The sequence below is a fragment of the Caballeronia sp. 11_S32 genome (assembly GCF_056930355.1).
The window spans coordinates 2,075,829-2,098,132 of sequence record NZ_JBXOWH010000003.1 but is presented as its reverse complement, the minus strand read 5'-3'; the positions used below and the strand labels follow the sequence as shown (position 1 = coordinate 2,098,132).

At 63.6% G+C, this 22,304-nt stretch carries 22 protein-coding genes; 13 read left to right on the top strand and 9 right to left on the bottom strand.

Features of this window, described 5'->3' with window-relative positions; translation table 11 throughout:
- The first annotated feature begins 26 nt into the window (after positions 1–26).
- The 5 genes from AC1Z32_RS21455 to AC1Z32_RS21435 all read left to right on the top strand — a co-directional run bounded on the left by AC1Z32_RS21455 (position 27) and on the right by AC1Z32_RS21435 (position 5,570).
- On the top strand, positions 27–1,307 hold the full coding sequence (locus AC1Z32_RS21455) for an MFS transporter (RefSeq protein WP_483480469.1): 1,281 nt from the start codon (positions 27–29) through the stop codon (positions 1,305–1,307).
- Positions 1,308–2,207: 900 nt separating this feature from the next.
- The gene (locus AC1Z32_RS21450; protein ID WP_483480468.1) at positions 2,208–3,176 is read left to right on the top strand and encodes a 2-hydroxyacid dehydrogenase; all 969 of its coding nucleotides are present in this window, start codon (positions 2,208–2,210) and stop codon (positions 3,174–3,176) included.
- Positions 3,177–3,292: 116 nt separating this feature from the next.
- On the top strand, positions 3,293–4,372 hold the full coding sequence (locus tag AC1Z32_RS21445; protein ID WP_483480467.1) for a LacI family DNA-binding transcriptional regulator: 1,080 nt from the start codon (positions 3,293–3,295) through the stop codon (positions 4,370–4,372).
- On the top strand, positions 4,373–5,164 hold the full coding sequence (locus tag AC1Z32_RS21440; protein WP_483480466.1) for a YhfC family intramembrane metalloprotease: 792 nt from the start codon (positions 4,373–4,375) through the stop codon (positions 5,162–5,164). It abuts the gene before it with no gap.
- A gap of 40 nt (positions 5,165–5,204) precedes the next feature.
- The gene (locus tag AC1Z32_RS21435) at positions 5,205–5,570 is read left to right on the top strand and encodes a DUF3022 domain-containing protein (RefSeq protein ID WP_483480465.1); all 366 of its coding nucleotides are present in this window, start codon (positions 5,205–5,207) and stop codon (positions 5,568–5,570) included.
- On the opposite strand, the gene AC1Z32_RS21430 is transcribed toward AC1Z32_RS21435, so the two are convergent.
- Complete coding sequence (locus AC1Z32_RS21430; RefSeq protein ID WP_483480464.1) at positions 5,567–5,995, bottom strand: PGDYG domain-containing protein; 429 nt, start codon at positions 5,993–5,995, stop codon at positions 5,567–5,569. The two genes, AC1Z32_RS21435 and AC1Z32_RS21430, sit on opposite strands and share 4 nt — an antisense overlap.
- A 122-nt stretch (positions 5,996–6,117) precedes the next feature.
- On the bottom strand, positions 6,118–6,636 hold the full coding sequence (locus AC1Z32_RS21425) for a Spy/CpxP family protein refolding chaperone (RefSeq protein ID WP_483480463.1): 519 nt from the start codon (positions 6,634–6,636) through the stop codon (positions 6,118–6,120).
- A gap of 32 nt (positions 6,637–6,668) precedes the next feature.
- Here AC1Z32_RS21425 and AC1Z32_RS21420 point away from each other — a divergent pair, with 32 nt between their 5' ends.
- From AC1Z32_RS21420 to AC1Z32_RS21410, 3 genes are all read left to right on the top strand, one after another.
- Complete coding sequence (locus AC1Z32_RS21420; protein ID WP_483480462.1) at positions 6,669–6,887, top strand: hypothetical protein; 219 nt, start codon at positions 6,669–6,671, stop codon at positions 6,885–6,887.
- A 33-nt stretch (positions 6,888–6,920) separates the two neighbouring features.
- A complete protein-coding gene (locus tag AC1Z32_RS21415; RefSeq protein ID WP_483480461.1) occupies positions 6,921–7,376 on the top strand; it encodes an Lrp/AsnC family transcriptional regulator in 456 nt (151 codons plus the stop codon).
- A gap of 157 nt (positions 7,377–7,533) precedes the next feature.
- Positions 7,534–8,643 carry a saccharopine dehydrogenase family protein gene (locus tag AC1Z32_RS21410; RefSeq protein WP_483480460.1) on the top strand — a complete coding sequence of 370 codons (1,110 nt, stop codon included), beginning with the start codon at positions 7,534–7,536 and terminating at the stop codon, positions 8,641–8,643.
- On the opposite strand, the gene AC1Z32_RS21405 is transcribed toward AC1Z32_RS21410, so the two are convergent.
- Both AC1Z32_RS21405 and AC1Z32_RS21400 read right to left on the bottom strand, forming a co-directional pair.
- Positions 8,640–9,218, bottom strand: coding sequence for a P-loop nucleotide/nucleoside kinase family protein (locus tag AC1Z32_RS21405; RefSeq protein WP_483480459.1), 579 nt, complete (start codon positions 9,216–9,218; stop codon positions 8,640–8,642). The two genes, AC1Z32_RS21410 and AC1Z32_RS21405, sit on opposite strands and share 4 nt — an antisense overlap.
- Before the next feature lie 23 nt (positions 9,219–9,241).
- Positions 9,242–10,555, bottom strand: coding sequence for a cation:proton antiporter (locus AC1Z32_RS21400; RefSeq protein WP_483480458.1), 1,314 nt, complete (start codon positions 10,553–10,555; stop codon positions 9,242–9,244).
- A gap of 219 nt (positions 10,556–10,774) precedes the next feature.
- On the opposite strand from AC1Z32_RS21400, the gene AC1Z32_RS21395 reads away from it, so the two are divergent.
- The gene (locus tag AC1Z32_RS21395) at positions 10,775–12,160 is read left to right on the top strand and encodes an FAD-containing oxidoreductase (RefSeq protein ID WP_483480457.1); all 1,386 of its coding nucleotides are present in this window, start codon (positions 10,775–10,777) and stop codon (positions 12,158–12,160) included.
- A gap of 740 nt (positions 12,161–12,900) precedes the next feature.
- Here the strand turns inward: AC1Z32_RS21395 and AC1Z32_RS21390 are convergent.
- A complete protein-coding gene (locus tag AC1Z32_RS21390; RefSeq protein WP_008349998.1) occupies positions 12,901–13,833 on the bottom strand; it encodes a LysR substrate-binding domain-containing protein in 933 nt (310 codons plus the stop codon).
- A 271-nt stretch (positions 13,834–14,104) separates the two neighbouring features.
- Here AC1Z32_RS21390 and AC1Z32_RS21385 point away from each other — a divergent pair, with 271 nt between their 5' ends.
- The 4 genes from AC1Z32_RS21385 to AC1Z32_RS21370 all read left to right on the top strand — a co-directional run bounded on the left by AC1Z32_RS21385 (position 14,105) and on the right by AC1Z32_RS21370 (position 18,937).
- Positions 14,105–15,679, top strand: coding sequence for an ABC transporter ATP-binding protein (locus AC1Z32_RS21385; protein WP_483480456.1), 1,575 nt, complete (start codon positions 14,105–14,107; stop codon positions 15,677–15,679).
- Between the two features lie 7 nt (positions 15,680–15,686).
- Complete coding sequence (locus tag AC1Z32_RS21380; protein WP_483480455.1) at positions 15,687–16,793, top strand: ABC transporter permease; 1,107 nt, start codon at positions 15,687–15,689, stop codon at positions 16,791–16,793.
- Positions 16,794–16,807: 14 nt separating this feature from the next.
- Positions 16,808–17,737, top strand: a complete 930-nt coding sequence (locus tag AC1Z32_RS21375) for an ABC transporter permease (protein WP_483480454.1) — start codon at positions 16,808–16,810, stop codon at positions 17,735–17,737.
- A gap of 114 nt (positions 17,738–17,851) precedes the next feature.
- Positions 17,852–18,937 carry a BMP family ABC transporter substrate-binding protein gene (locus tag AC1Z32_RS21370; protein WP_483480453.1) on the top strand — a complete coding sequence of 362 codons (1,086 nt, stop codon included), beginning with the start codon at positions 17,852–17,854 and terminating at the stop codon, positions 18,935–18,937.
- Between the two features lie 77 nt (positions 18,938–19,014).
- On the opposite strand, the gene AC1Z32_RS21365 is transcribed toward AC1Z32_RS21370, so the two are convergent.
- The 4 genes from AC1Z32_RS21365 to AC1Z32_RS21350 form a co-directional block, all read right to left on the bottom strand.
- Positions 19,015–19,224, bottom strand: coding sequence for a dodecin (locus AC1Z32_RS21365; protein WP_483480452.1), 210 nt, complete (start codon positions 19,222–19,224; stop codon positions 19,015–19,017).
- Between the two features lie 232 nt (positions 19,225–19,456).
- The gene (locus AC1Z32_RS21360) at positions 19,457–19,948 is read right to left on the bottom strand and encodes a hypothetical protein (RefSeq protein ID WP_062604428.1); all 492 of its coding nucleotides are present in this window, start codon (positions 19,946–19,948) and stop codon (positions 19,457–19,459) included.
- A 321-nt stretch (positions 19,949–20,269) separates the two neighbouring features.
- Positions 20,270–20,710, bottom strand: coding sequence for a large conductance mechanosensitive channel protein MscL (gene mscL / locus AC1Z32_RS21355; protein WP_483480451.1), 441 nt, complete (start codon positions 20,708–20,710; stop codon positions 20,270–20,272).
- Between the two features lie 177 nt (positions 20,711–20,887).
- Entirely contained in the window at positions 20,888–22,273 is a 1,386-nt protein-coding gene (locus tag AC1Z32_RS21350; protein WP_483480450.1) for a DUF2252 domain-containing protein, read from the bottom strand.
- Positions 22,274–22,304: the final 31 nt, after the last annotated feature.

Below are 22,304 nucleotides of genomic sequence, written 5' to 3'. Positions count from 1 at the left end.
CAACCGAAACGTCTTCGGAGACAACCATGCATTCTTCAACTCCCAAGCTCGCGGCGCGCCGCTGGTGGGCGATCATGCCGATCGTTTTCATCACTTACAGCCTCGCGTATCTCGACCGCGCCAACTACGGCTTCGCCGCGGCTGCGGGCATCAATCAGGATCTCGGCATCAGCAAGGGGCTGTCGTCGCTGATCGGCGCGCTGTTTTTCCTCGGCTACTTCTTCTTCCAGATTCCGGGCGCGATCTATGCCGAGCGCCGCAGCGTGAAGAAGCTCGTGTTCTGGAGCCTCATTTTGTGGGGCGGATGCGCGACGCTCACGGGGATGGTGAGCAATATCCCGTCGCTGATGGCGATCCGCTTCGTGCTCGGCGTCGTCGAGGCGGCGGTGATGCCCGCGATGCTCGTCTTCATCGCGAACTGGTTCACCAAGTCCGAGCGTTCGCGCGCGAACACGTTCCTCATTCTCGGCAATCCGGTGACGGTGCTGTGGATGTCGGTGGTATCGGGCTATCTCGTGAACTCGTTCGGCTGGCGCCACATGTTCATCGCGGAAGGCTTGCCGGCGGTGTTGTGGGCGGTGATCTGGTGGTTCATCGTGAAGGACAAGCCCGCGCAGGTGAGCTGGCTCACGAACCAGGAAAAGAGCGATCTGGACGCGACGCTGCGTGCTGAGCAGGCTGCGATCAAGCCGGTGAAGAACTATCGCGAGGCGTTCAAGTCGCCGGCGGTGATCAAGCTGTGCGCGCAGTATTTCTGCTGGAGCATCGGCGTATATGGTTTCGTGCTGTGGCTGCCGTCGATTCTGAAGAGCGGCTCGACGCTCGGCATGGTCGAGACCGGTTGGCTTTCGGCGGTGCCGTATCTTGCTGCGACGATTGCGATGCTGCTGGCATCGTGGGCATCGGACAAGCTGCAGGCGCGCAAGGCGTTCGTGTGGCCGTTCCTGCTGATTGGCGCGGTGGCGTTTGCCGGATCGTATCTGCTCGGTTCGACGAATTTCTGGGCTTCGTATACGTTGCTCGTGATTGCGGGTGCGGCGATGTATGCGCCTTACGGGCCGTTCTTTGCGATCGTGCCTGAACTTTTGCCGAAGAATGTCGCTGGCGGGGCGATGGCGCTTATCAACAGCATGGGCGCGTTGGGGTCGTTCGTCGGGTCGTATTTCGTGGGGTATCTGAATGGGGCGACCGGGTCGCCGGCGGCCTCCTACGTGTTCATGAGTGTGGCGTTGTTGCTTGCTGTCTGGTTTACGTTGGCGGTTAAGCCGCAGGCTGCGGTTCGGGCGGGGGTTGTTGCGCGGTCTTGATTTTGCTTTTCGCCGGATCCGGTGTTCGCGTCGGTCTATTGGGGTTGCCCCTTTGCGGGGCGGCACTTTGGGGCTTGGGGTGGTTGTGTTTGTTGCCGGATCCCGTTTTCGCGTCGGTCTATTGGGGTTGCCCCTTTGCGGGGCGGCACTTTGGGGCTTGGGGTGGTTGTGTTTGTTTCCGGATCCCGTTTTCGCGTCGGTCTATTAGCGTTGCCCCTATGCGGGGCGGCAGTCACTTTCTTTGCTGCTGCAAAGAAAGTAACCAAAGAAACAGCTTGTCCCATCCAAAGTGCTTCAGGCCGGCCCCGGCACAGAACGGCGCAAGTGGTCCGGCAGTAGCGAGTGCCCTCATAGGCCTAATCGGGCTTGGACCGCGCACGGTCTGACTAGCTAGTTGTTTTGGCGCGCTGGTTAAGCACAAAATAGCTCCGGCACAGCGCTACGCGCTGCCGTTGGGTGTGCAAGGGAAACCAACGGTGGGCGAATGCCAAGAGATAGAAGCCTTAGCAAATATGCGCGCGCGGACCCGATGGACCGGTCGGCCGCGAAGCGGGCCGGAGCTATTTCGCGCCTTACCAGTCAGTTGAGTGGTGCGATGTGACAGACCGTGCGCGATCCAAGCCCGGTTAGGCCTGTGAGGGCACTCGCTACTGCCGGACCACGTACCATCTTCTGTGCCGGGGCCGGTGTGAAGTACTTTGGATGGGGATAGCTGTTTCTTTGGTTACTTTCTTTGCAGCAGCAAAGAAAGTGACTGCCGCCCCGCATAGGGGCAACGCTAATAGACCGACATGAAAACGGGATCCGATAGAAGCTCAAGTCGACCAACCCCAATCCAATCAAAAACGGGATCCGATAGAAGCCAAAATCGACCAAAACCCAAGCCAATCAACCCCGACCATGACTCGAAAAATCGTAGCCTACAAAGCCTTGCCAAGCGACGTGGAAGCTTACCTCCGCGAGCACGCGGAAGTCCAAAACGTCGATCCGAAAGACCACACCGCTTTTGTGGAAGCGCTGAAGGAAGCCGACGGCGCGATCGGCGCGAGCGTAAAGATCTCCTCTGACATGATCGAAGGCGCATCACGCCTGAAAGCGCTCTCGACGATATCAGTAGGCTTCGATCAATTCGACGTTGCCGATCTCACGCGCCGCGGCATCGTGCTCACGCACACCCCCGATGTGCTCACCGAATCCACCGCCGACACCGTATTCGCGCTGATTCTCGCAAGCGCACGCCGCGTCGTGGAGCTTGCCGAATGGGTGAAGCAAGGCAACTGGACGGCGAGCATCGGAGAAGCGTGCTTCGGCGTCGACGTGCAGGGCAAGACGCTCGGCATCGTCGGCCTCGGGCGCATCGGCGGGGCGGTCGCGCGCCGCGCCGCGCTCGGCTTTCGCATGAACGTGCTCTACACGAACCGCAGCGCGAACGAGCAGGCGGAAAGCGAATACGGCGCGAAGCGTGTCGAGCTCGATGAACTCCTCGCGCACTCCGACTTCGTGTGTCTGCAAGTGCCCCTCACGCCCGAGACGCACGGCATGATCGGCGCGAACGAACTGAAGAAGATGAAGACGAGCGCGATCCTCATCAACGCTTCGCGCGGCCCGACCGTCGACGAAACCGCACTCATCGAAGCGCTGCAAAACGGCACGATCCGCGGCGCCGGCCTCGACGTGTTCGAGAAAGAACCGCTGCCCGCCGATTCGCCGCTGCTCGCGATGAAGAATGTCGTCGCGCTGCCGCATATCGGCTCGGCGACACTCGAAACGCGTCACGCGATGGCGCGCAACGCCGCCGAAAACCTCATTGGCGCACTGGACGGCACGCTCACGCAAAACATCGTCAATCGCGACGTGCTCGCGCGCTGAAAGCGCGGGATCGCAAGGGCACGCTCGCGCGCATGCGTTACCATGCGCGATGCGAGGAGAACGATAATGACGGCATCGCGTCTCGCTTCACGGCGAAGCGCGGGCCCACGACCACTATGTCCGACGATCCCACATTGACGAACCGCCCGGCCGCGTTCGGCGCGCGCCGCGCGACGATCACCGACGTCGCGCGCGAAGCCGGCACCGGCAAGACCAGCATTTCGCGTTATCTGAACGGCGAGATGGGCGTGCTGTCGCCCGACTTGCGCGAACGTATCGAAGCGGCTATCGCCAAGCTGGACTATCGGCCGAACCAGATGGCGCGCGGCTTGAAGCGCGGCCGCAACCGCCTGATCGGCATGCTGCTCGCCGATCTGACCAACCCGTATTCCGTCGAAGTGCTGCAAGGCGTCGAAGCCGCGTGTCACGCGCTCGGCTACATGCCGCTCATCTGTCATGCGGCCAACGAAATCGACATGGAGCGGCGCTATCTGCAACTGCTTACGACCTATCGCGTCGAAGGCGTGATCGTCAACGCGCTCGGCGTGAAAGAAGAACTGCTGCAAGGCTTCGCGCAGGGCGGCATTCCGGTCGTGCTCGTGGACCGTTCCGTCGAAGGCTTCATCACCGATATGGTCGGGCTCGACAATCCCGCCGCCGTGCAACTCGCGACGCGCCATCTCGTCGAAGAAGGTTTCGACGAGCTGCTTTTCATCGTGCAGCCCGTTACGCACGTGAGTTCGCGGCGCCTGCGCGAAGCCGCGTTTCGCGAAACCGTCGCGGCGCTGCATGCGAGCGGCTCGACGCTCGTGATCGATCTCGCCGATGCATCGTCCGCGCTCGCCGAACTCGATGCGCGCGTCGCGGCGGCACGAGCGGCAGGCAAACGCGTCGCGCTGTTCGCGGCGAACGGGCCGGTCGCGCTGCGCGTCGCCGTGCATCTGAAGGAGCGTCACGGCGCGGACTGGCAGGCGAGCGTCGCGCTGATGTCCATCGACGATTCCGAATGGGCGCAACTCGCGGGCATGACGACAGTGCGCCAGCCGACGTACGATATCGGCCGGCGCGCGGTCGAGTTTCTGCATGAACGTCTCGGCGGCGCCGCGATGCCCGCGCGCGAATGTCTGCTGCCGGGCGAACTCGTCGTGCGCGCATCCACCACGCGCGAACAGCAGCAAGCATCACAAGGAACTTGAATGGTCAGTGTTTCGACCTTGCTGAGCCTCGCGCTCGCGACGCTCATCATCGCCGCTATGCCCATCGTGCTGTACCGAAAGCTGCGGCCGCGCTTTGCGATCGCGCCGCGCGAAGCGATTCTCGGCATCGCGGTGTTCGCGCTCTTCGCGATGGTCATCGAGCGCGCGCTGCATGGCTTCATGCTGAGCAATGCGGTCACGTCGGCGTGGCTCATGAACCCCGCGGTATTCGTCGTCTATGGCGCTATCGCGGCGGGCCTGTGCGAGGAAGTCGGGCGCTTTCTCGCGATGAAATGGCTCATCTCGCGCGAGCCGGGCGCGCTGGATCGTCACGGGCCGGCGCTCGGCTATGGCATCGGGCACGGCGGGGCTGAAGCGTGGATCGTCGGCGTGCTGGTGCAGGTGCAATGGATCGTCTATGCGGTGCTCGCGAATCGCGGCACGCTGGATGCGCATTTCGAGAGCGCGCCGCTCGAAGCCATCGCGCGCATTCATCTGGTGCTGATGAGTCTTTCGCCGGTGTCGGCGGGCATCTTTCTCGTCGAACGCGCGAGTGCGTTCGTGCTGCAGCTCGGCTTTTCCGCGCTGATGTGGCAGATGCTGCGCGAGCGCTCGCGTCACGCGCTTGCCTTTCTCGTCGCAGCGCATGCGCTCGTCGGCTTGCCCGCCGCGCTCTTTCAGGCGCGGCTCGTGCCGCTTATCGCCGCCGATGCCGTGTATCTCGTGCTCGGCGTGATCGTCGCGGTGGCGCTCGTGCGCTACTATCGGCGGGTCGCCGCGCAGGGCGCATGAGCGTGCCTGAAGCGGCGCTTCAATCGAATATCGAAACTGAATGGACGACTATCAATACGACTGCCCGAGCGCGGATATCGACATGCTCGCGCATGTGATCAGCGATCTCTTTCCCGAGCAGACGCAGTTCGCCGAACGCCGCGACGACGAGGGCCGAACCTCGCTCGTGATTCACTATGTGGCAATGCGCTTCGGCTCGACGGCGCGGCGCATTACGATCGATGTGCGCTTCGATCCGGCTGCGCTCGCGCGTTATCGCGCCATGCCGCCGCGCATGCATGCGCGCAGTTACGCGGTGCTGCGCGCCTATGTGGAAGCGACGCTCGGATCGCTCGAAGAGATGTACGCGAACGGCGAGGCCGTGCCGCGTGAAGTGGACATCGAGATGGGCGAGGACTTCGCTTAAAGCGTGCGATACACCTTCGCGAAGCGCGCCGCTTTCACGACGCCGTAATCGCCCGGCGCGTATTGCATGACCCAGTCGCCCGGGTCGCCGGTGAGGATGTCGCCGGCTGTGGAGCGCGCGATCGAGAAGGGCTCGTGCATCTCCTTCGCGAGCACGACGCTCGGGCGATTGCGATACGTGCCCGCCTCGCCATGCGCGATGCCGCCTTCGGGCACGTACTTCGCGTCGAAGCGCTCGCGCGACACGACCCAGCGCTCGCCGCCGCTGCCGGTGACGATCGCGTCGCCGCTCGCGTAGCGGTTCGGACCTTCGAGACTCATCAATTCGCCCGCGGCGGCGGCGAATTCGACAGCGACGACTTCGTCTTTCACGACGCGGCGCGCGGCGGGATCGGTGGCGAGATCGAGTTGGGACAAATGGAGCATGGTGCGTTCGGGAATGGCGGTGGCGGTGCGCGATCGTAACGGCATTCGCGCCATTTTGCACCCGGCGGACATAAAAAAAGCCTGCATCGCGCGATGCAGGCTTCTCGGCTTTATGCGCTCGCTCAGGGCTTCGTGGCCGACGCCGCATCCGCCCCCGCCGCATGCGGGCGACGATGCGCGTGACCGTGCCGCGCCTTGCCGTGCTCTTCGCGGAAGCTCGTATCGGCGAGCTTCTTCTGCTCTGGCGAAAGGCTCGCGTAAAGCGGCTCGAAAGCTTCGACGAGGCGCTTCGTGCCATCGGCGTTTGCCTGCGTGATCTGCTCGTACTGCTTCATGTCGTCGAGCGCGGACATCGTATCGCGCTGAGCGATGCGCTGGCGATAAAGCTCCGACATCGTGCGGCCGTTGTCGCGCATCACGTCGGCGAACTTCGACCATTGATCTTCCTGCTGCGGCGTGATCTTGAGGCTCGAATGCAGTTCCGCGATACGTTCCTCGACGCGCGCCTGGCGCTTGTTGGCGGCCGGTGCGGATGCTGCAGCCTGCACGGCGGCCGCCGATGCCGCCGCGGGCGCCGACGACTGCGCGAATACCGGGCTCAATGCGCAGAAAGCGGCCAGTGCAACGAGTGTTCTTTTCATTCGGGTTACCTTCGATCGATAAAGAGAGCGGTGTGCTTCGCAAGCTGCATCGAATGCAGCGCGATGGCACGACATCGGCGGATATTAGTATCACGATTGCCCGCGGTTTCGCCCGCATTGCCACAACTGCTTACATTCGAAACGTCTCTGGAAAAAACGCGGTGGTCATCTGGGCGGGCCGGATCCGCACCGTCTCGGCGATAATGCAAAACACAAAACGCCGAATGCCAAATGGCATGCAAAACGCATAACGCAAAACACAAAATGCCAAGGACGACGCCCCTATGAGACCGCCGCGCCTCGATCAACTCGACGAGATCGATCGCAATCTCGTCGCGCTATTGCAGATGAACGCGCGGGAGAGTGTCGCGAATCTCGCGCGGCAGTTGGGCGTTGCGCGCACGACCGTGATCGCGCGCATCGCGCGGCTGGAGAAGAACAACGTGATCGCGGGCTACGGCGTGCGGCTCGGACAGGACGTGCTCGATGCGAGCATCCAGGCGTATGTCGGCATCAAACTCATGCCCAAATACGGCCGCGATCTGCTGAAGCGGTTCGCCCGCATGCCGGAGATCCAGCTGCTCTGCGCGGTGAGCGGCGAGTTCGATTACGTCGCGTGGCTGCGCGCCGATTCCCCTGATCGCCTGAACGATCTGCTCGACGAGATCGGCGCGCTGGAAGGCGTCGAGCGCACGACGACGTCGATCATTCTCGCGCGCAAAATCGATCGCGTGGGATAGCCGTTTCGACATATCGTAGCGACACGTCGTCAAAACGACGAAATGTATCGTCGAAGCGCATCATTTTGCGTCTAGGATCAGTATTCGCGCGCTCCTAAACTGTGTGAAGAACGTATGGGCCAAAGCGGCCCGACCCGCACACAAAAAGGAGATGAATATGAAAGTGGCCCTCGTCGGCGCCGGTCTGATCGGTCAGAGCATTGCCCATTTGCTGCGTGAAACGGGGGACTTCGAAGTCGTCGCGTTCGATCGCGACGAGCACGCCCTCGCGCTGCTCGATGCGCAAGGCATCCCGACGCGCCGTGTCGATTCCGCCGATACGCCCGCGTTGCGCCAGGCGCTGGTTGGCTTCGATGCGCTCGTCAACGCCCTTCCGTATTACCTCGCGATCAACGTCGCCTCGGCGGCGAAAGCGGCCGGCGTGCATTATTTCGATCTGACCGAAGACGTGCGCGCGACCCATGCGATTCGCGCGATCGCCGAGGATTCCGAGCTCGCGTTCATGCCGCAATGCGGCCTCGCGCCGGGCTTCATCGGCATCGTCGCGCATGATCTCGCGAAGCGCCTCGACGATGTGCGCGAGGTGAAGATGCGCGTCGGCGCGCTGCCCGAGTTTCCGACCAATGCGCTGAAGTACAACCTCACGTGGAGCATCGACGGTCTCATCAACGAGTATTGCCAGCCGTGCGAGGCGATCCGCGAGGGCCGCACGCAATGGGTGCAGCCGCTCGAAGGCGTCGAGCATTTTTCGCTCGACGGCATCGAGTACGAGGCCTTCAACACGTCGGGCGGACTCGGCACGCTGTGTGAAACGCTTGCGGGCAAGGTCGAGACGCTCGACTACAAGTCGGTGCGCTATCCGGGCCACCGCGATCTGATGAAGTTCCTGCTCGACGATCTGCGCATGTCCACCGATCGCGATGGCTTGAAGACGATGTTGAAGCGCGCGGTGCCTTCGACGGCGCAGGATGTCGTACTGATCTTCGTCACGGTGACCGGCATGCGTCGCGGACAGCTCGTGCAGGACGTATTCACGCGCAAGATTTTCGCGAAGGACGTGTGCGGCGTGCCGATGAGCGCGATTCAGATCACGACCGCCGGCGCGATCTGCGCCGAGCTCGATCTCTTCCGTGAAGGCGTGCTGCCGCAAAGCGGTTTCGTGCGTCAGGAACAGGTGCCGCTCGAGGCGTTCCTCAATAACCGCTTCGGCAAGCTGTACGAAGGCGCCAACGCGGTGGCGACGGCGCGGCAACTGGCGGCAGCTTAAGCGAGCAGGCGCGCGATCAATGCATCGCGCGCTGCATCGTTCGGCGCGGTGTTGTCGAACATCACGAGCGTCCGGGCGAGCGTCTCGTCGGGGACGAAGAGGCGCTGACGATATTCCTCCCAATGCGCGAGCTTGTACGCATCGTTCGGATCGCCACGCGCGACGATGCGCTCGCGCGCCACATCTTCATGCACATGCACCCAGACGACGCGAATGGCGACATCGTCACCGATGCCGAGCCATGCGCGATCGAAGAGGCGTGAGCTGCGCACCTCGCGCGTGAGCGGCGCGACGATCACGACACTCACGCCGAGCGCGAGGTTTTCGGCGGCGGTGTCGACGAGACAGCGATACTCCGGATCACGGAAATGCTCGATGAAAAGCGGGCTGTCGCGATCGTGCGGATCGCCGGTCAGCGCGCCGATCGCCGCCGCGCTGTACGCGCCGTAGAGCGTGTCCTTGTCGAGCAGGCAGAAGGGCTCGCCGGTCGCCTGCATGAGCGGCCCGAAGAGTTGCCTCGCGAGCGTCGTCTTGCCGGTGCCGGCATGGCCGCAGAAAAAGATCAGATGCTTCACGTCCGGTCGATCCTCGAGAAAGCTCATTCATCCGTGCGATTGCGCTGATAGCGTTTCATGAGCGGCGTCGCGGTGATGCCGTGCACGATGACCGATGCCGTGATCGTCGCGATGACGAGCGGCACGAGCGGCGCCGCGACATCGTGCGGCGCATGTTCGAGCGCGTAAAGCAGATAGTAAAACGAGCCGACGCCGCGTATGCCGAACCAGCTCATGAGCCTTCGTTGCGGCCCCGCCGCATGCGAGCCGATGAGCGATAGTTCCACCGCCGCAGGCCGCAGCACGAGAAAGAGCGCGCCGATGAGCGCGGCCGCCTGCCATGTGAAGAGCTCGCGCCACATGGTCGCGAGCACGGCCCCCACCGTCAGCATGATCGCGACTTCGGCGATGCGTTCCAGCTCGATCGTGAAGCCGTGCACGCGCTCGGCCATGAAGGCGTGCGCGCGCTCGGGATCGGCTGCGGCGGCGCCGACATCGTCGGCATCGATCTTGCCGATCGCCTCGCGCGCGGACTTGCCGGCGCTCGTTTTCTGCTCGACGCGGCGCATCGCGAGGCCGGCCGCGAACACCGCCAGAAACGCATAGGTGTTCAGCAGCTCCGCGACGCCATACGACAGCGCGATCAGCCCGAGCGCATAGAAGCCTTCCGGGCCGAGCGCTTCGCCGTGACGCGTGCGCAGATACGCGACGAGCCGCACCGACAGCGCGCCCAGCAGCCAGCCGCTCACGAGCGCGCCCGCGATGCCCCACGTGGCCTGCAAGGCGAAGCTCCAGTGCAGCGCCTCGTTCGGCGTCGCCTCGAAGCGGCACACCGCGATGCCGAGCAGCGCGAAGGGCAGCGCGATGCCGTCGTTCAGGCCGCCTTCGCCCGTCAGCGAGAAGCGCAACAGGTCGATGTCGCCGGGCGTTTCCACCTGCACGTCGTGGGCGAGCACGGGGTCGGTCGGCGCGAGCATTGCGGCGAGCAGCAGCGCCGGGCCCCAGCTCAGCCCGAGTGCGTAGACCGAAAACAGCGTGAGCACCGCGACGGTGAGCACCATCGCGACGAGGCCGAGTCGTATCGGCAGAAGCCAGATGCGATCGGTGGGCGGCACGCGCAGACGCAAGCCAATTGCGAACAGCGACACGAGCATCGCGACTTCGGTGATGCGCCTGAGCACGGTTGCGTCGGACGCGAGGTCGAGCGTCAGCAGATTGGCCGCGGCCGGGCCCATCGCGAAGCCGATCGCGAGATAGCACATCGCGGTGCTGATCGGCAGGCGCTTGAACGTCGAGCTGGCGAGGCCCATGAAGATGAGCACGCCACCGACGACGAGAAACCAGATCGTCTCGATCATGAATGCCTTCGGGCTTCGTCTCCTGATGACTGAGCGGACCGCGCGCCACGGACGTGCGGGACGTTCCGAACGAATCCAGCACGAGCCATGCCCGTGTCAGGGGCGCTTTGGCAGGGCGCCTGCCTGCTTATCGACTTGCGCGTAACATGCATTTCGGTTGCGGCATCTGCATTCGTCATCCGCTTCATTCGCACGGTCTTCGACCGGAGGAGACTCGGCATGTCACAGCACTTCGATGCAGTCGTCATCGGCACGGGGCAGGGCGGCTCGCCGCTTGCGGTGCGGCTTGCGCAGAGCGGCAAGCGCACCGCCGTGATCGAGCGGCATCTGTTCGGCGGCACCTGCGTGAACGTCGGCTGCACGCCGACCAAGACGTACGTGGCAAGCGCGCGGGCCGCGCACGTCGCGCGCACGGCGGCGCAATACGGCGTGATGATCGGCGGCGATATCGTGATCGATATGGCGCGCGTGAAGGCGCGCAAGGACGAGGTAATCGGCGGCTCGCGCACGGGCATCGAGACATGGCTGCGCGGCACGGAGAACCTCACCGTGTTCAAGGGACACGCGCGCTTCACGGGCCCGCATGCGCTCTCGATCGAGGCGGGCGACGGCTCGACGCAGGACATCGAGGCGGATCTCGTCGTCATCAACACGGGCACGCGCGCGGCGGTGCCGAAGGTCGAAGGTCTCGCACATGTGCCGTATCTGACCAATTCGACGATCCTCGAACTGACCGAAGTGCCGAAGCATCTCGTGATCGTCGGGGCGAGCTATATCGCGCTCGAATTCGGGCAGATGTTCCGGCGTTTCGGCAGCCGCGTCACTTTGCTCGTGCGCGGCGACCGCATTCTGACGCGCGAGGATGAAGACTTCGCCCGCGCGATGCAGGAGGTGTTCGTGCGCGAGGGCATCGAGTTTCGCTTCGGTGCGCAGATCGCGCGGGTGGAGGCGTCGGCGGGCGGCGGTGTGCGTATCGTCAGCGGCGATGAGACCATCGACGCATCGCATCTGCTCTTCGCAACGGGCCGCATACCCAACACCGACGATCTGGGCCTAGAGCATGCGGGCATTGCGTTGAACCGGCACGGCATGATCGACGTGGATGGCCAGTTGCGAACGGCGGTCGAAGGCATCTATGCCCTGGGCGATGTGAACGGGCGCGGCGCGTTCACGCATACGTCGTGGAATGACTACGAGATCATTGCTTCGAATCTGCTCGATGGAGAGTCGCGCAGTGCCGATACGCGCATCATGGCTTATGCGGTGTTTGTCGATCCGCCGTTCGCGCGTGTGGCAATGAGCGAGGAGGATGTACGGCGCGATGGCCGCGAGGCGCTCATTGCAACCATGCCGATGACGCGCGTGGGGCGCGCGCGGGAGCGCGGTGAGACCGATGGCTTCATGAAGGCGCTCGTCGATGCGCGTACGAAGCGGTTTCTAGGCGCGGCGATTTATGGGATCGAAGGGGATGAGGTGATTCATACTTTCGTCGATATCATGAATGCGGATGCGCCGTTCACCACGCTGCAGCGGGCTATGCATATTCATCCTACTGTGAGTGAGTTGATTCCTACCTTGCTGGAGGGGTTGAAACCGTTGAGGTGACTTTGGGGTTGTTGGTCGCCGGATCCCAATTTCGCGTCGGTTTATTAGCGTTGCCCCTATGCGGGGCGGCAGTCACTTTCTTTGCTGCTGCAAAGAAAGTAACCAAAGAAACAGCTATCCCCATCCAAAGTACTTCACACCGGCCCCGGCACAGAAGATGGTATGTGGTCCGGCAGTAGCGAGTGCCCTCAGAGGTCTAACCGGGCTTGGACCGCGCACGGTCTGACAAGCTAGAACCTTGAGGGCACTGGTTCAGCACCAAATAGCTCCGGCACAGCGCTACGCGCTGCCGCCGGGTATGCAAGGGAAACCAACGGTGGGCGCATGCAGTGAGATGGCAGCGTTAGCAAGGAAGCGCGCGCCGACCCGATGGACCGGTCGGCCGCGAAGCGGGCCGGAGCTAGTTGGCGCCTTACCAGTCAGTTGAGCGGCGCGATGTGACAGACCGTGCGCGATCCAAGCCCGGTTAGGCCTATGAGGGCACTCGCTACTGCCGGACCACGAGACTTCTTCTGTGCCGGGGCCGGTGTGAAGTACTTTGGATGGGACAAGCTGTTTCTTTGGTTACTTTCTTTGCAGCAGCAAAGAAAGTGACTGCCGCCCCGCATAGGGGCAACGCTAATAAACCGACGCGAAAACAGGATCCCACGTACCCGCAAACAAACCAAGGTGACTGCCGCCCCGCATAGGGGCAACGCCAATAGACCGACACGAAAGCAAGTTTCACAAACGAAAAAAGCTCAAGGCTGATCGATCAGCGACCGGGTCGCTTCAGCAACCAGCCCCCGCAGCCAGCGCACTTCATCGGAGTAGTGACAACGCTCATGCCAAAGCTGGTAATACTGCATCGGCGGGAAATCGAGCGGAGCGGGCACGACCGCGAGCGGCAGGAACCGCGCGTAATGGTCAGCAAACAACCGCGTCGTAGTGAACACGAGATCCGACTTGATGAGCACGTAAGGCGCGAGATTGAAGTAAGGCAGCGTGACGACGACATGGCGCTTCAACCGCTCGCGCGCGAGATGCACATCGATCGCCCCGCGCTGGCCGACGGAATAGGGCGTCGGCGCGAGATGCGGCGCGTTGAGATACTGATCGAGCGTGAGTCCGCCGCGCTTGGCGAACGGATGCGTGTTGCTGACGAGGCACACGATCTTGTCGACGAAGAGATTCGACAAATGCAGTTGCTCGGGCGGCTCCGGCCAGTTGCCGACCACGATATCGAGCTTCCCGTCCTCGAGCGCGAGTTCGTAATCGAACGCGGGGCCGAGCGAATGAAACTCGAGCGTGGCGTTCGGCGCAGCCTGGCGGAAGCGCTCGACCACCGTCGGCACGAACAGCACGTTCAGATAGTCCGGGCAACCGATGCGATAGCACCGCACGGATGTCGAAGGATCGAAGTTGTGCTGCTGGACCTTGATGCGCTCGATCTCGCGCAAGGCGTTTTGCGTGGGTTCGAGCAGGCGCAGTCCGTACTCGGTCGGCACCATGCCGGACTTGCCGCGCACGAGCAACGGGTCACCGGTGATATCGCGCAGCCGGCGCAAGGCGGCGCTAATGGCGGGTTGCGACTGATTGAGCTTGACGGCCGCGCGGGTCACGCTGCGTTCCATCAGAAGGGTGTGCAAGACGCGCAATAAATACGTATCGATCGCCTCGCGTTGCTGACTCATGTTATCTCCACTATATGTTCTGGCTGATCGACGTAGGGGTGCGGCATATCATTTTTAATATGACGCAAAAATTTCGTCAAGGTGTGGCTAACCCGCAAATAATGGCTCTGCGGAAAATGGCGGGCTATTTTGAGTTGTCGACTTAATCACCCGAATTCTGTAAATTCTGCCCGCGGCCCAATTCGTGCGACATCGAGATGTCACGCACCGGCTTCGCGGTAATTTTTTCCAGCCTGGCCTGCTCGGTGGCCGGGCGCATTTCTGGATATCAATGGGCGACGCCATCTCCACGTCGACGACGCCACCGCGCCTGGCGTTGTCCGGCATCAGCAAGCAGTATCCGTCCGTCAAGGCGAACGACGGCGTGAATCTCGTCGTCATGCCGGGCGAAATCCACGCCGTGCTCGGGGAGAACGGCGCGGGCAAGTCCACGCTGATGAAAATCATCTACGGCGCCGTGCGCCCGGACGAGGGCGAGATCCGCTGGCAGGGCGAAGCGGTCGAGATCGGCAGCCCGGCGGCGGCGCGCAAGCTCGGCATCGGCATGGTGTTTCAGCATTTCTCGCTGTTCGAGACGCTAACCGTTGCCGAGAACATCGCGCTCGCGCTCGACGAGAAGTTCGACATGAAAGCGCTCGGCAAGCGCATTCGCGAAGTCTCGAAGGATTACGGCCTCGATGTCGATCCGCAGCGTCACGTGCACAGCCTGACGGTCGGCGAGCGGCAGCGCGTGGAGATCGTGCGCTGCCTGCTGCAGAATCCGCGTCTGCTCATCATGGACGAGCCCACTTCGGTGCTCACGCCGCAGGCAGTCCAGAAGCTCTTCAAGGTGCTGCGCCGGCTCGCGTCCGAAGGTTGCAGCATTCTCTATATCAGCCACAAGCTTGACGAAATCCAGTCCCTCTGCGAGAACGCCACGGTGATGCGCGGCGGCCGCGTGACGGGCAACGTCGATCCGCGCAAGGAAACGCAGGCATCGCTCGCGCAACTGATGGTCGGCCATTCGCTGCCCGACTACACGCGCCGCGAGCACAAACCCGGCGATGCACGGCTCGCGGTGAAGAACCTGTCGGTCGCGAGCCCCGATCCATTCGGCACGTCGCTCGACAATGTGTCGTTCTCCGTGCACGCGGGCGAGATTTTCGGAATCGCGGGCGTGTCGGGAAACGGACAGGCGGAATTGCTCGCCGCGCTGTCGGAGGAAATCCGCGACAGACACGTCGCGGCCGATGCCGTGTCGATCTGCGGCAAGCCCGCCGCACGTCTGACCGCGGGCGGACGGCGGCGCCTCGGCTTCGCGTTCGTGCCGGAAGAGCGCCTCGGGCGCGGCGCAGTCCCGGCGATGTCACTCGCCGATAACGGCCTGCTCACCGCACATCGCGAGAACATGGTGCGCGGCGGCTGGATCAGGGCGGGCACGGTGAAGGCGTTCGCCGAGCGCTGCATCAAGTCGTTCGACGTGCGCTGCGGCGGCAGCGATGCGCTCGCGCAAAGCCTGTCGGGCGGCAACTTGCAGAAGTTCATCGTCGGGCGCGAGATTCTTCAGGAGCCGAAGGTGCTCGTCGTCGCGCAACCGACCTGGGGCGTCGATGTCGGCGCGGCGGGCTTCATCCGCCAGCAGTTGCTCGATCTCTCGGCGCGCGGCGTCGCGATCCTCGTCATCTCCGAAGAACTGGAAGAACTCTTCGACATCTGCGACCGGCTCGCCGTGATCGCGCGCGGCAAGCTCTCGCCGGTGCGCAAGACGAGCGAGACCAACGCGGAGGAAGTCGGCCTCTTCATGGCCGGCCTTTTCGAAGGCAAGCCCGCGCCCTCGGCCGAACCCGACTCTCTCCTGAAGCATTGAAAGAACGATGATCTTTCCCTATCGACTCGAAGCGCGCCCGACGCCCTCGCGCGTCATGCAGCTCGCGGTGCCCGTCGTCGCCGCCGTCGCGACGCTCGTCATCGGCTTTCTGATCTTCAGCCTCGTCGGCCAGGACCCGCTGCGCGCGATGCACGCGTTCTTCATCGAGCCGCTGTCGAGCATCAACGGCTGGTCCGAGCTCGTGCTGAAGGCGTCGCCGCTGTGTCTGATCGGGCTCGGGCTCGCGGTCGGCTATCGCGCGAACGTGTGGAACATCGGCGCGGAAGGGCAAATGCTGCTCGGCGGCATCGTCGCGGGCGGCATCGCGATTCATGCCGGCGATTCGTCAGGCTGGTGGACGCTGCCGTTGATGATGCTCGGCGGCATCGTCGGCGGCATGCTGTGGGCGGCGATTCCCGCGCTGCTCAAGAGCCGCTTCAACACGAATGAAATCCTCACGAGCCTGATGCTCACCTACGTCGCGACGCAGTTGCTCATCTATCTCGTGAGCGGCCCCTGGCGCGACCCGGAAGGCATGAACTTCCCGATCTCGGCGATGTTCGGCGACGACGCGCTCTTCCCGCGCCTCTACGGCGACTGGCACTGGACGTGGCTGAAGGGCACGCGCATCAACGCGTCGGTGTTTCTGACGGCGATCGCGATTCCGTGCGTGTGGCTCTTCATGAGGAAGAGCTTCGCGGGCTTCCGGATGAACGTAGGCGGTCTCGCGCCGCTCGCCGCGCGCTACGCCGGCTTCTCCGACAAGAAAACGATCTGGACCTCGCTGCTGCTTTCCGGCGGCCTTGCGGGCCTCGCGGGCATGGGCGAAGTGGCCGGCCCCATTGGCCAGCTTCAGGCGGGCTGGTCGCCGGGCTACGGCTTCACGGCGATCATCGTCGTGTTCGTCGGGCGGCTGCATCCGGTGGGCATCGTGCTCGCCAGTCTGCTGATGGCGCTGCTGTATCTCGGCGGCGAAGCGGTGCAGACGTCGCTGCAATTGCCGCAAGCGCTCGCGGGCGTGTTCCAGGGCCTGCTGCTGTTCTGCCTGCTCGGCTGCGATCTCTTCGTGAATTACCGCATCAAGCGCAGGACGCCCGCGCATCACGCCGCCTAACGAGCTCGAAGAATATGGATATCAATCAAGCCAGCAATCTCGCCTCGAGCGCCGTGATCGCCGCCATCCCGCTGATGTACGCGGGTGCGGGCGAGCTCGTCGCGGAGAAGTCGGGCGTTCTGAATCTCGGCGTCGAAGGCATGATGCTGATGGGCGCGGTCACCGGCTACGCCGTCACCGCGATCACGGGCAGCCCGTGGCTCGGCATCGTCGCGTCGGTGTTCGCGGGGCTCGCGATGGCGCTGCTCTTCGGCTTTCTCACCATCACGATGCTCGCCAATCAGGTCGCCACGGGCCTGTCGCTGACGATCTTCGGCATCGGGTTTTCGGCCTATGTCGGCAAGCCGTACACGTCGGCGGCGGTGCGCTCGACTATCGACGTGATGCCGATTCCCGGCCTCGCGAGCATTCCCGTGCTCGGCCCCGCGGTCTTTTCGCTCACGCCGCTCGGCTATCTCGCGTTCATCATGTTCGCGGTGATCGGCTGGTTCCTCTACAAGACGCGCGCGGGGCTCGTGCTGCGCTCGGTCGGCGAATCGCCCGCGGTCGCGCATTCGGTGGGCTTTCCGGTCGTGGGCGTGCGCTACGGCGCGACGCTCTTCGGCGGCGCGATGGCGGGCATCGCGGGCGGCTATTACTCGATCGTCTATCTGCATGTCTGGCAGGAACAGTTGACATCCGGCCGCGGCTGGATCGCGCTCGCGCTCGTCGTGTTCGCGACGTGGCGTCCGGGGCGCCTCTTGATCGGCGCGCTGCTTTTCGGCGCGGTGATGGCGCTGCAGTTCTACGCGCAGGCGATCGGCGTGCCCGTGCCGACACAGTTTCTCGCGATGCTGCCGTATATCGCGACGATCGTCGTGCTCGTGCTCATCTCGCGCAATCCGAACACGATCAAGCTCAACGCGCCCGCATCGCTCGGCAAGCCGTTTTTCGCGGCGAGCTGATGCCGCGGTGTTGTTCTCGCGCAGCATCGCGGTTTCATCGACATTTTTGACCGATGAAACTGATGCGGGCCTGCAAAGACCGTTTCACACACAACATCGACCAGGAGAATCACAATGAATAAACCATGGCTGAAGGCGATCAAGGCGACGGTGGCACTGTCCGCCACCGTCGCGGCGCTGAGCGCGCAGGCCGCGGACGCGCCGGGTGTCGCGTTCGTCTATCTCGGCAATCCGGGCGATGCCGGCTGGACCTTCGCGCACGACGCGGGCAGCAAGGAAGCCGAAGCGAAGTTCGGCAGCAAGATCAAGATCACGCGCGTGGAGAACGTGCCGGAATCGGCGGACTCGGAACGCGTGTTCCGCGATCTCGCCAACAAGGGCAACAAGGTCATCCTGGCCACGAGCTTCGGCTATCAGGACTTCGCGCTGAAGGTCGCGAAGGATTTCCCCGACACGATCTTCCTGACGGCCACCGGCTTCAAGAAGGCGAAGAACTTCGGCACCTATGACGTGCGCATGTATCAGGGCGCGTATCTCGCGGGCGTCGCGGCAGGCTATGTGACGAAGACGAACACGCTCGGCTTCGTCGCGTCGGTGCCGATTCCGGAAGTGGTGCGCAACATCAACGCGTACACGATGGGCGCGCGCTCGGTGAATCCGAAGGTCCACACGAAGGTCATCTGGATCAACAGCTGGTTCGATCCGGGCAAGGAGAAGCAGGCGGCCGAAACGCTGATCGGCCAGGGCGCCGACGTGCTGCTGCAGAACACCGACTCCAACGCGACGCTCAACACCGCCGCCGAGAAGAAGGTCTATGCCTTCGGCTGGGATTCGAACATGAAGAAGTTCGGCCCGAGCGCGCATCTGGGCTCGGTGGTCGCGCACTGGGGCGTGTATTACAACACCGTGATCCAGCAAGTGCTCGACGGCAAGTGGAAGAACGATCCGGTGTGGCTCGGCATTCCGCAGAAGGCCGTGGATCTCGAAGACCTGAACAGCGGCGTGATCCCCGCGAAGGCGATGCAGGCGGTCGCCGCGAAGCGTGACGAGCTGCACGCCGGCAAGTGGGATGTGTTCAGCGGCCCGATCAAGGACCAGTCTGGCGCGGAGAAGGTGCCGGCCGGCAAGACGCTGTCCGATCCGGAACTCCAGCGCATCAACTGGTACGTGGAAGGCGTGGACGGTTCGCTGCCGAAGTAAGCGAACGGTTCGCCACAAAGTACAAAACGCGCCTCGCTTCACAGCGAGGCGCGTTTTTTATGCTTTGCTGAAAAGCATCAATCCTCGATGCGCAGTCCCACCTTGATCGTCACCTGCCAGTGCAGGATCTTGCCCTCTTCGACGTGCCCGCGTGTTTCCACCACTTCGAACCAGTGCATGTTGCGCAGCGTTTTCGACGCCTTCGCGAGCGCGACGCGCACGGCGTCATCGCTGGATTGCGGCGAGGAGCCGGTGAGTTCGATCTGCTTGTAGACGTGTTCCGACATGGTGTTCTCCTTGTAGTCGAGCGACCGGTTGTGTCGCGAGAAGCCTGCAATACCGATGCAGCAAGGCACGCGCCATCACGCTCTCGCGCGTGGCTTCCATTAAAGGACAGGAAAGCGTGCGGGAGTAGTCGGGATTTGCGCGAAGCGCGCGGGACGCGCGAACGAAAACGCGCCGGGCCTCTTCGTTGAGGCCCGGACGCATCAAGTCGAAACCGGAAACGTCAGGAAAGGATCAGCGCAGCGGCCGCGAAGCGGCATCGCCCGCGTCCTGGCGGCGCGTGCCGCGGCGCCTGCCTGCCGAGACCGTCGCGCCGAACTCGCTCAGGATCTGCGTGCGGGCACGGCTCGCGAATACAAGGAAGCCGAAACCGTTCGCCTCGTACCAGTAACCGCCGTTCTCCAGTCCGTCGAGCGGCTGCTCGAGCGCGTTGGTGATCGATTCGACACAGCGCCTGTGCAGCTCGTCGATGGCAGGATACGGCGGCTGAGCGCCGCGCACGCTGCACAGCAGGACATCGAGCCCAGGCAGAACGTGGGCGTACAGCACCGGCTCATCCTGGGCGCGAGCTCGCGCGATCTTCGTGTCGAGTTGACCGAATGGCTTGAAGTGCCGAAGCACGGCGAGAAAAGACTCGTCGCCATCGGCCTTCACGCGTTTACGCTTTTTCGGGAAGGACATAAAAACTCGCCTGAAAAAGAATTGCAAGAAACGCAGCGTCCTCATGCGGCCACTCCCGTCTTGCGCGCCGCACGTCGATCTTTTATAGCGCATCGATGTGATTAGGTCACGGTGAAATCGGGCCAACTGTTTCGTGACCGGCAATCTGCCGGTGCACGTCGTGGCGCACGATTCGTGCCGATGACCGTTTGGCGGCCCGCCTTGGCATCCCTCTGAGCATCTATCTCAATAATAGTCCCGCAGCTACCCGCGCGAACAGCTTTCCTCAAGAAAAAAGCGGGTGGGCGCACCAAGGGTGCAGGGTGGCATCAGGGCAGACCCACGCGAGGCGCGCGGGTTCCGCTGGTCTGGCGCGGGTTTGCCCGGCTAGACGCGCGGCGCCCTCTTCAGTTCGTCGCGGATCTCGCGCAGGAGCAGCACGTCTTCCGGCGTCGCGGGCGGCGCGGCGTCGGCCGGCTTGCGCAGATTGTTGATGAACTTGACCATCATGAAAATGATGAACGCGAGGATGATGAAATTGATCAGCGTGGTAATGAATGAGCCATAGCCGAACACCGCGACGCCCGCGGTCTGCAGATCCTTGTACGAATCGGGATTGCCCTTGAAGGTTGGCGGTATGTGCCCGAGCCGCACGAAGAGGTTGGAAAAGTCGAGCCCGCCCGTGGCGACGCCGACCACCGGCATGATCAGATCCTTGACGACGGAGTTCACGATCGTCGAGAAAGCCCCGCCGATGATGACGCCGACCGCGAGGTCCATGACGTTGCCCTTCAGGGCGAAGTTCTTGAATTCTTCGATCATGCTCATGCGCGGCTTCTCCAGTTCGAGTTGGACGGTTGTGCGGGGCAGGGCGGCAGCAAGGGCTATGCCATGGATGCGCCCGCGAGACGCGTTTTATCGCGGGCACCGTCAATGATAGTCAATTCGATTGCGCACCGCCCGCGCGCCGAAAATCACGCGGGCTCGCGTGACCTCGCGTGAGCGTCATGCCACCGGCACGCGCCCCACGCTGATCGCGGCGCAGAAGGCGGCATGGTCCGCGACCGTCTGCGCGCCGTAACGCTCGGCCCACATCGCGTACGCGGCGTCGAGCCGGTCCGAGTTGCCGCAATAGCCCGAGATGAGCGCGGCGTCGCCGGTGCGCGCGTGCGCGCGGGCGAGCAGCAGACCGAGGCACCATGCATAGAAATCGAACGTGGCGCCATGCAGCCAGTCGACCGGAATCGAACCGCGAATCTGTTTCATCTGGCGTACGTAGAAATCGCGGCCGGCGATGGTAGTCCAGCCGAGCAGCGCGTCCGACGAGCTTTGCATCAGGCGCTGTCCGTGCACCACGCGGCGTCCCTGATGCCGATACGGCTCGTCGAGCGGCGGCACGAAGGGCGCGGCCGCGGGGACGATGCCTTCCTTCACCTGAATGAAGAGCGGGTCGCCGAGCGCGCGGCCCTGCATCAGCACGAGATACGCGCGCGTGCCCACGCTCCCCACGCCGACGACCCGATGCGCGACATCCGCGACGTCATAGCGCTCGAGCATCATGCGCCATTCGCCGGCGATGGTTTGCAGATAGGCCTTCAGGCCATCGATCACATGATTCTTCTCGGCGGCGTCGAGCTTCGTGAGAATCGGCGGATCGACCTTGAAGCGATAGCTCTTGCCCACCGGCTCGGCGACTTTCGCGAGCATCGTCGCGTGCGAGCGCTTCATCGCGCGATCGACCGTTTTTTCGATGGTCGCCCGTTCCTCGGCGTCGAGCTTCGTCGGCGCGTCCATGTGCAGCGCGCTCGCGTAGGAGCGCATCTGCCAGAGCTCGTAGGGGCAGACTTGCCAGAGGTCCGCCATCGTCGTGCGGTACGCGGCGCACGCCGCGCGTACCGCGCGCTCGCGCCCGGCGGCATCGACGCCGTTCTCGCGCGCCGCGACGTTGATGCTCGCGGTCAGGCGCTTCAGGTCCCACTCCCACGGACCGACGAGCGTTTCGTCGAAATCGTTCAGATCGAACACGACGTCCTGGCGCGGCGTGCGAAACAGGCCGAAATTGTTGACGTGCGCGTCGCCGTCGATGATCACGTTGTGCCCGATCGACGGCGACCTGGCCAGATCCCACGCCATCACCGTCGCGGAGCCGCGCAGAAACGCGAACGGCGATTCGGCCATGCGCTGCATGCGCAACGGGATGAGCCGCTCCTGCCGGCCCGCGTTGCCCGCGAGCACGCGCTCGACCGGGTCGGGCCGGTCCGGCGCGGGCGTCCAGGCGCCGTGGGCTTCGAAAGGAACGGCATCGCGCAGCGCGCGGCCATTCGCGCGGCTTTCTTCGGCCGTGCCGTTGATCGGAGAATGGGTCAGGGCGGAACCGGGGCGCGTGGACAAGGCGTGTTCTCCTTCTGCGATGGCGAGCGTG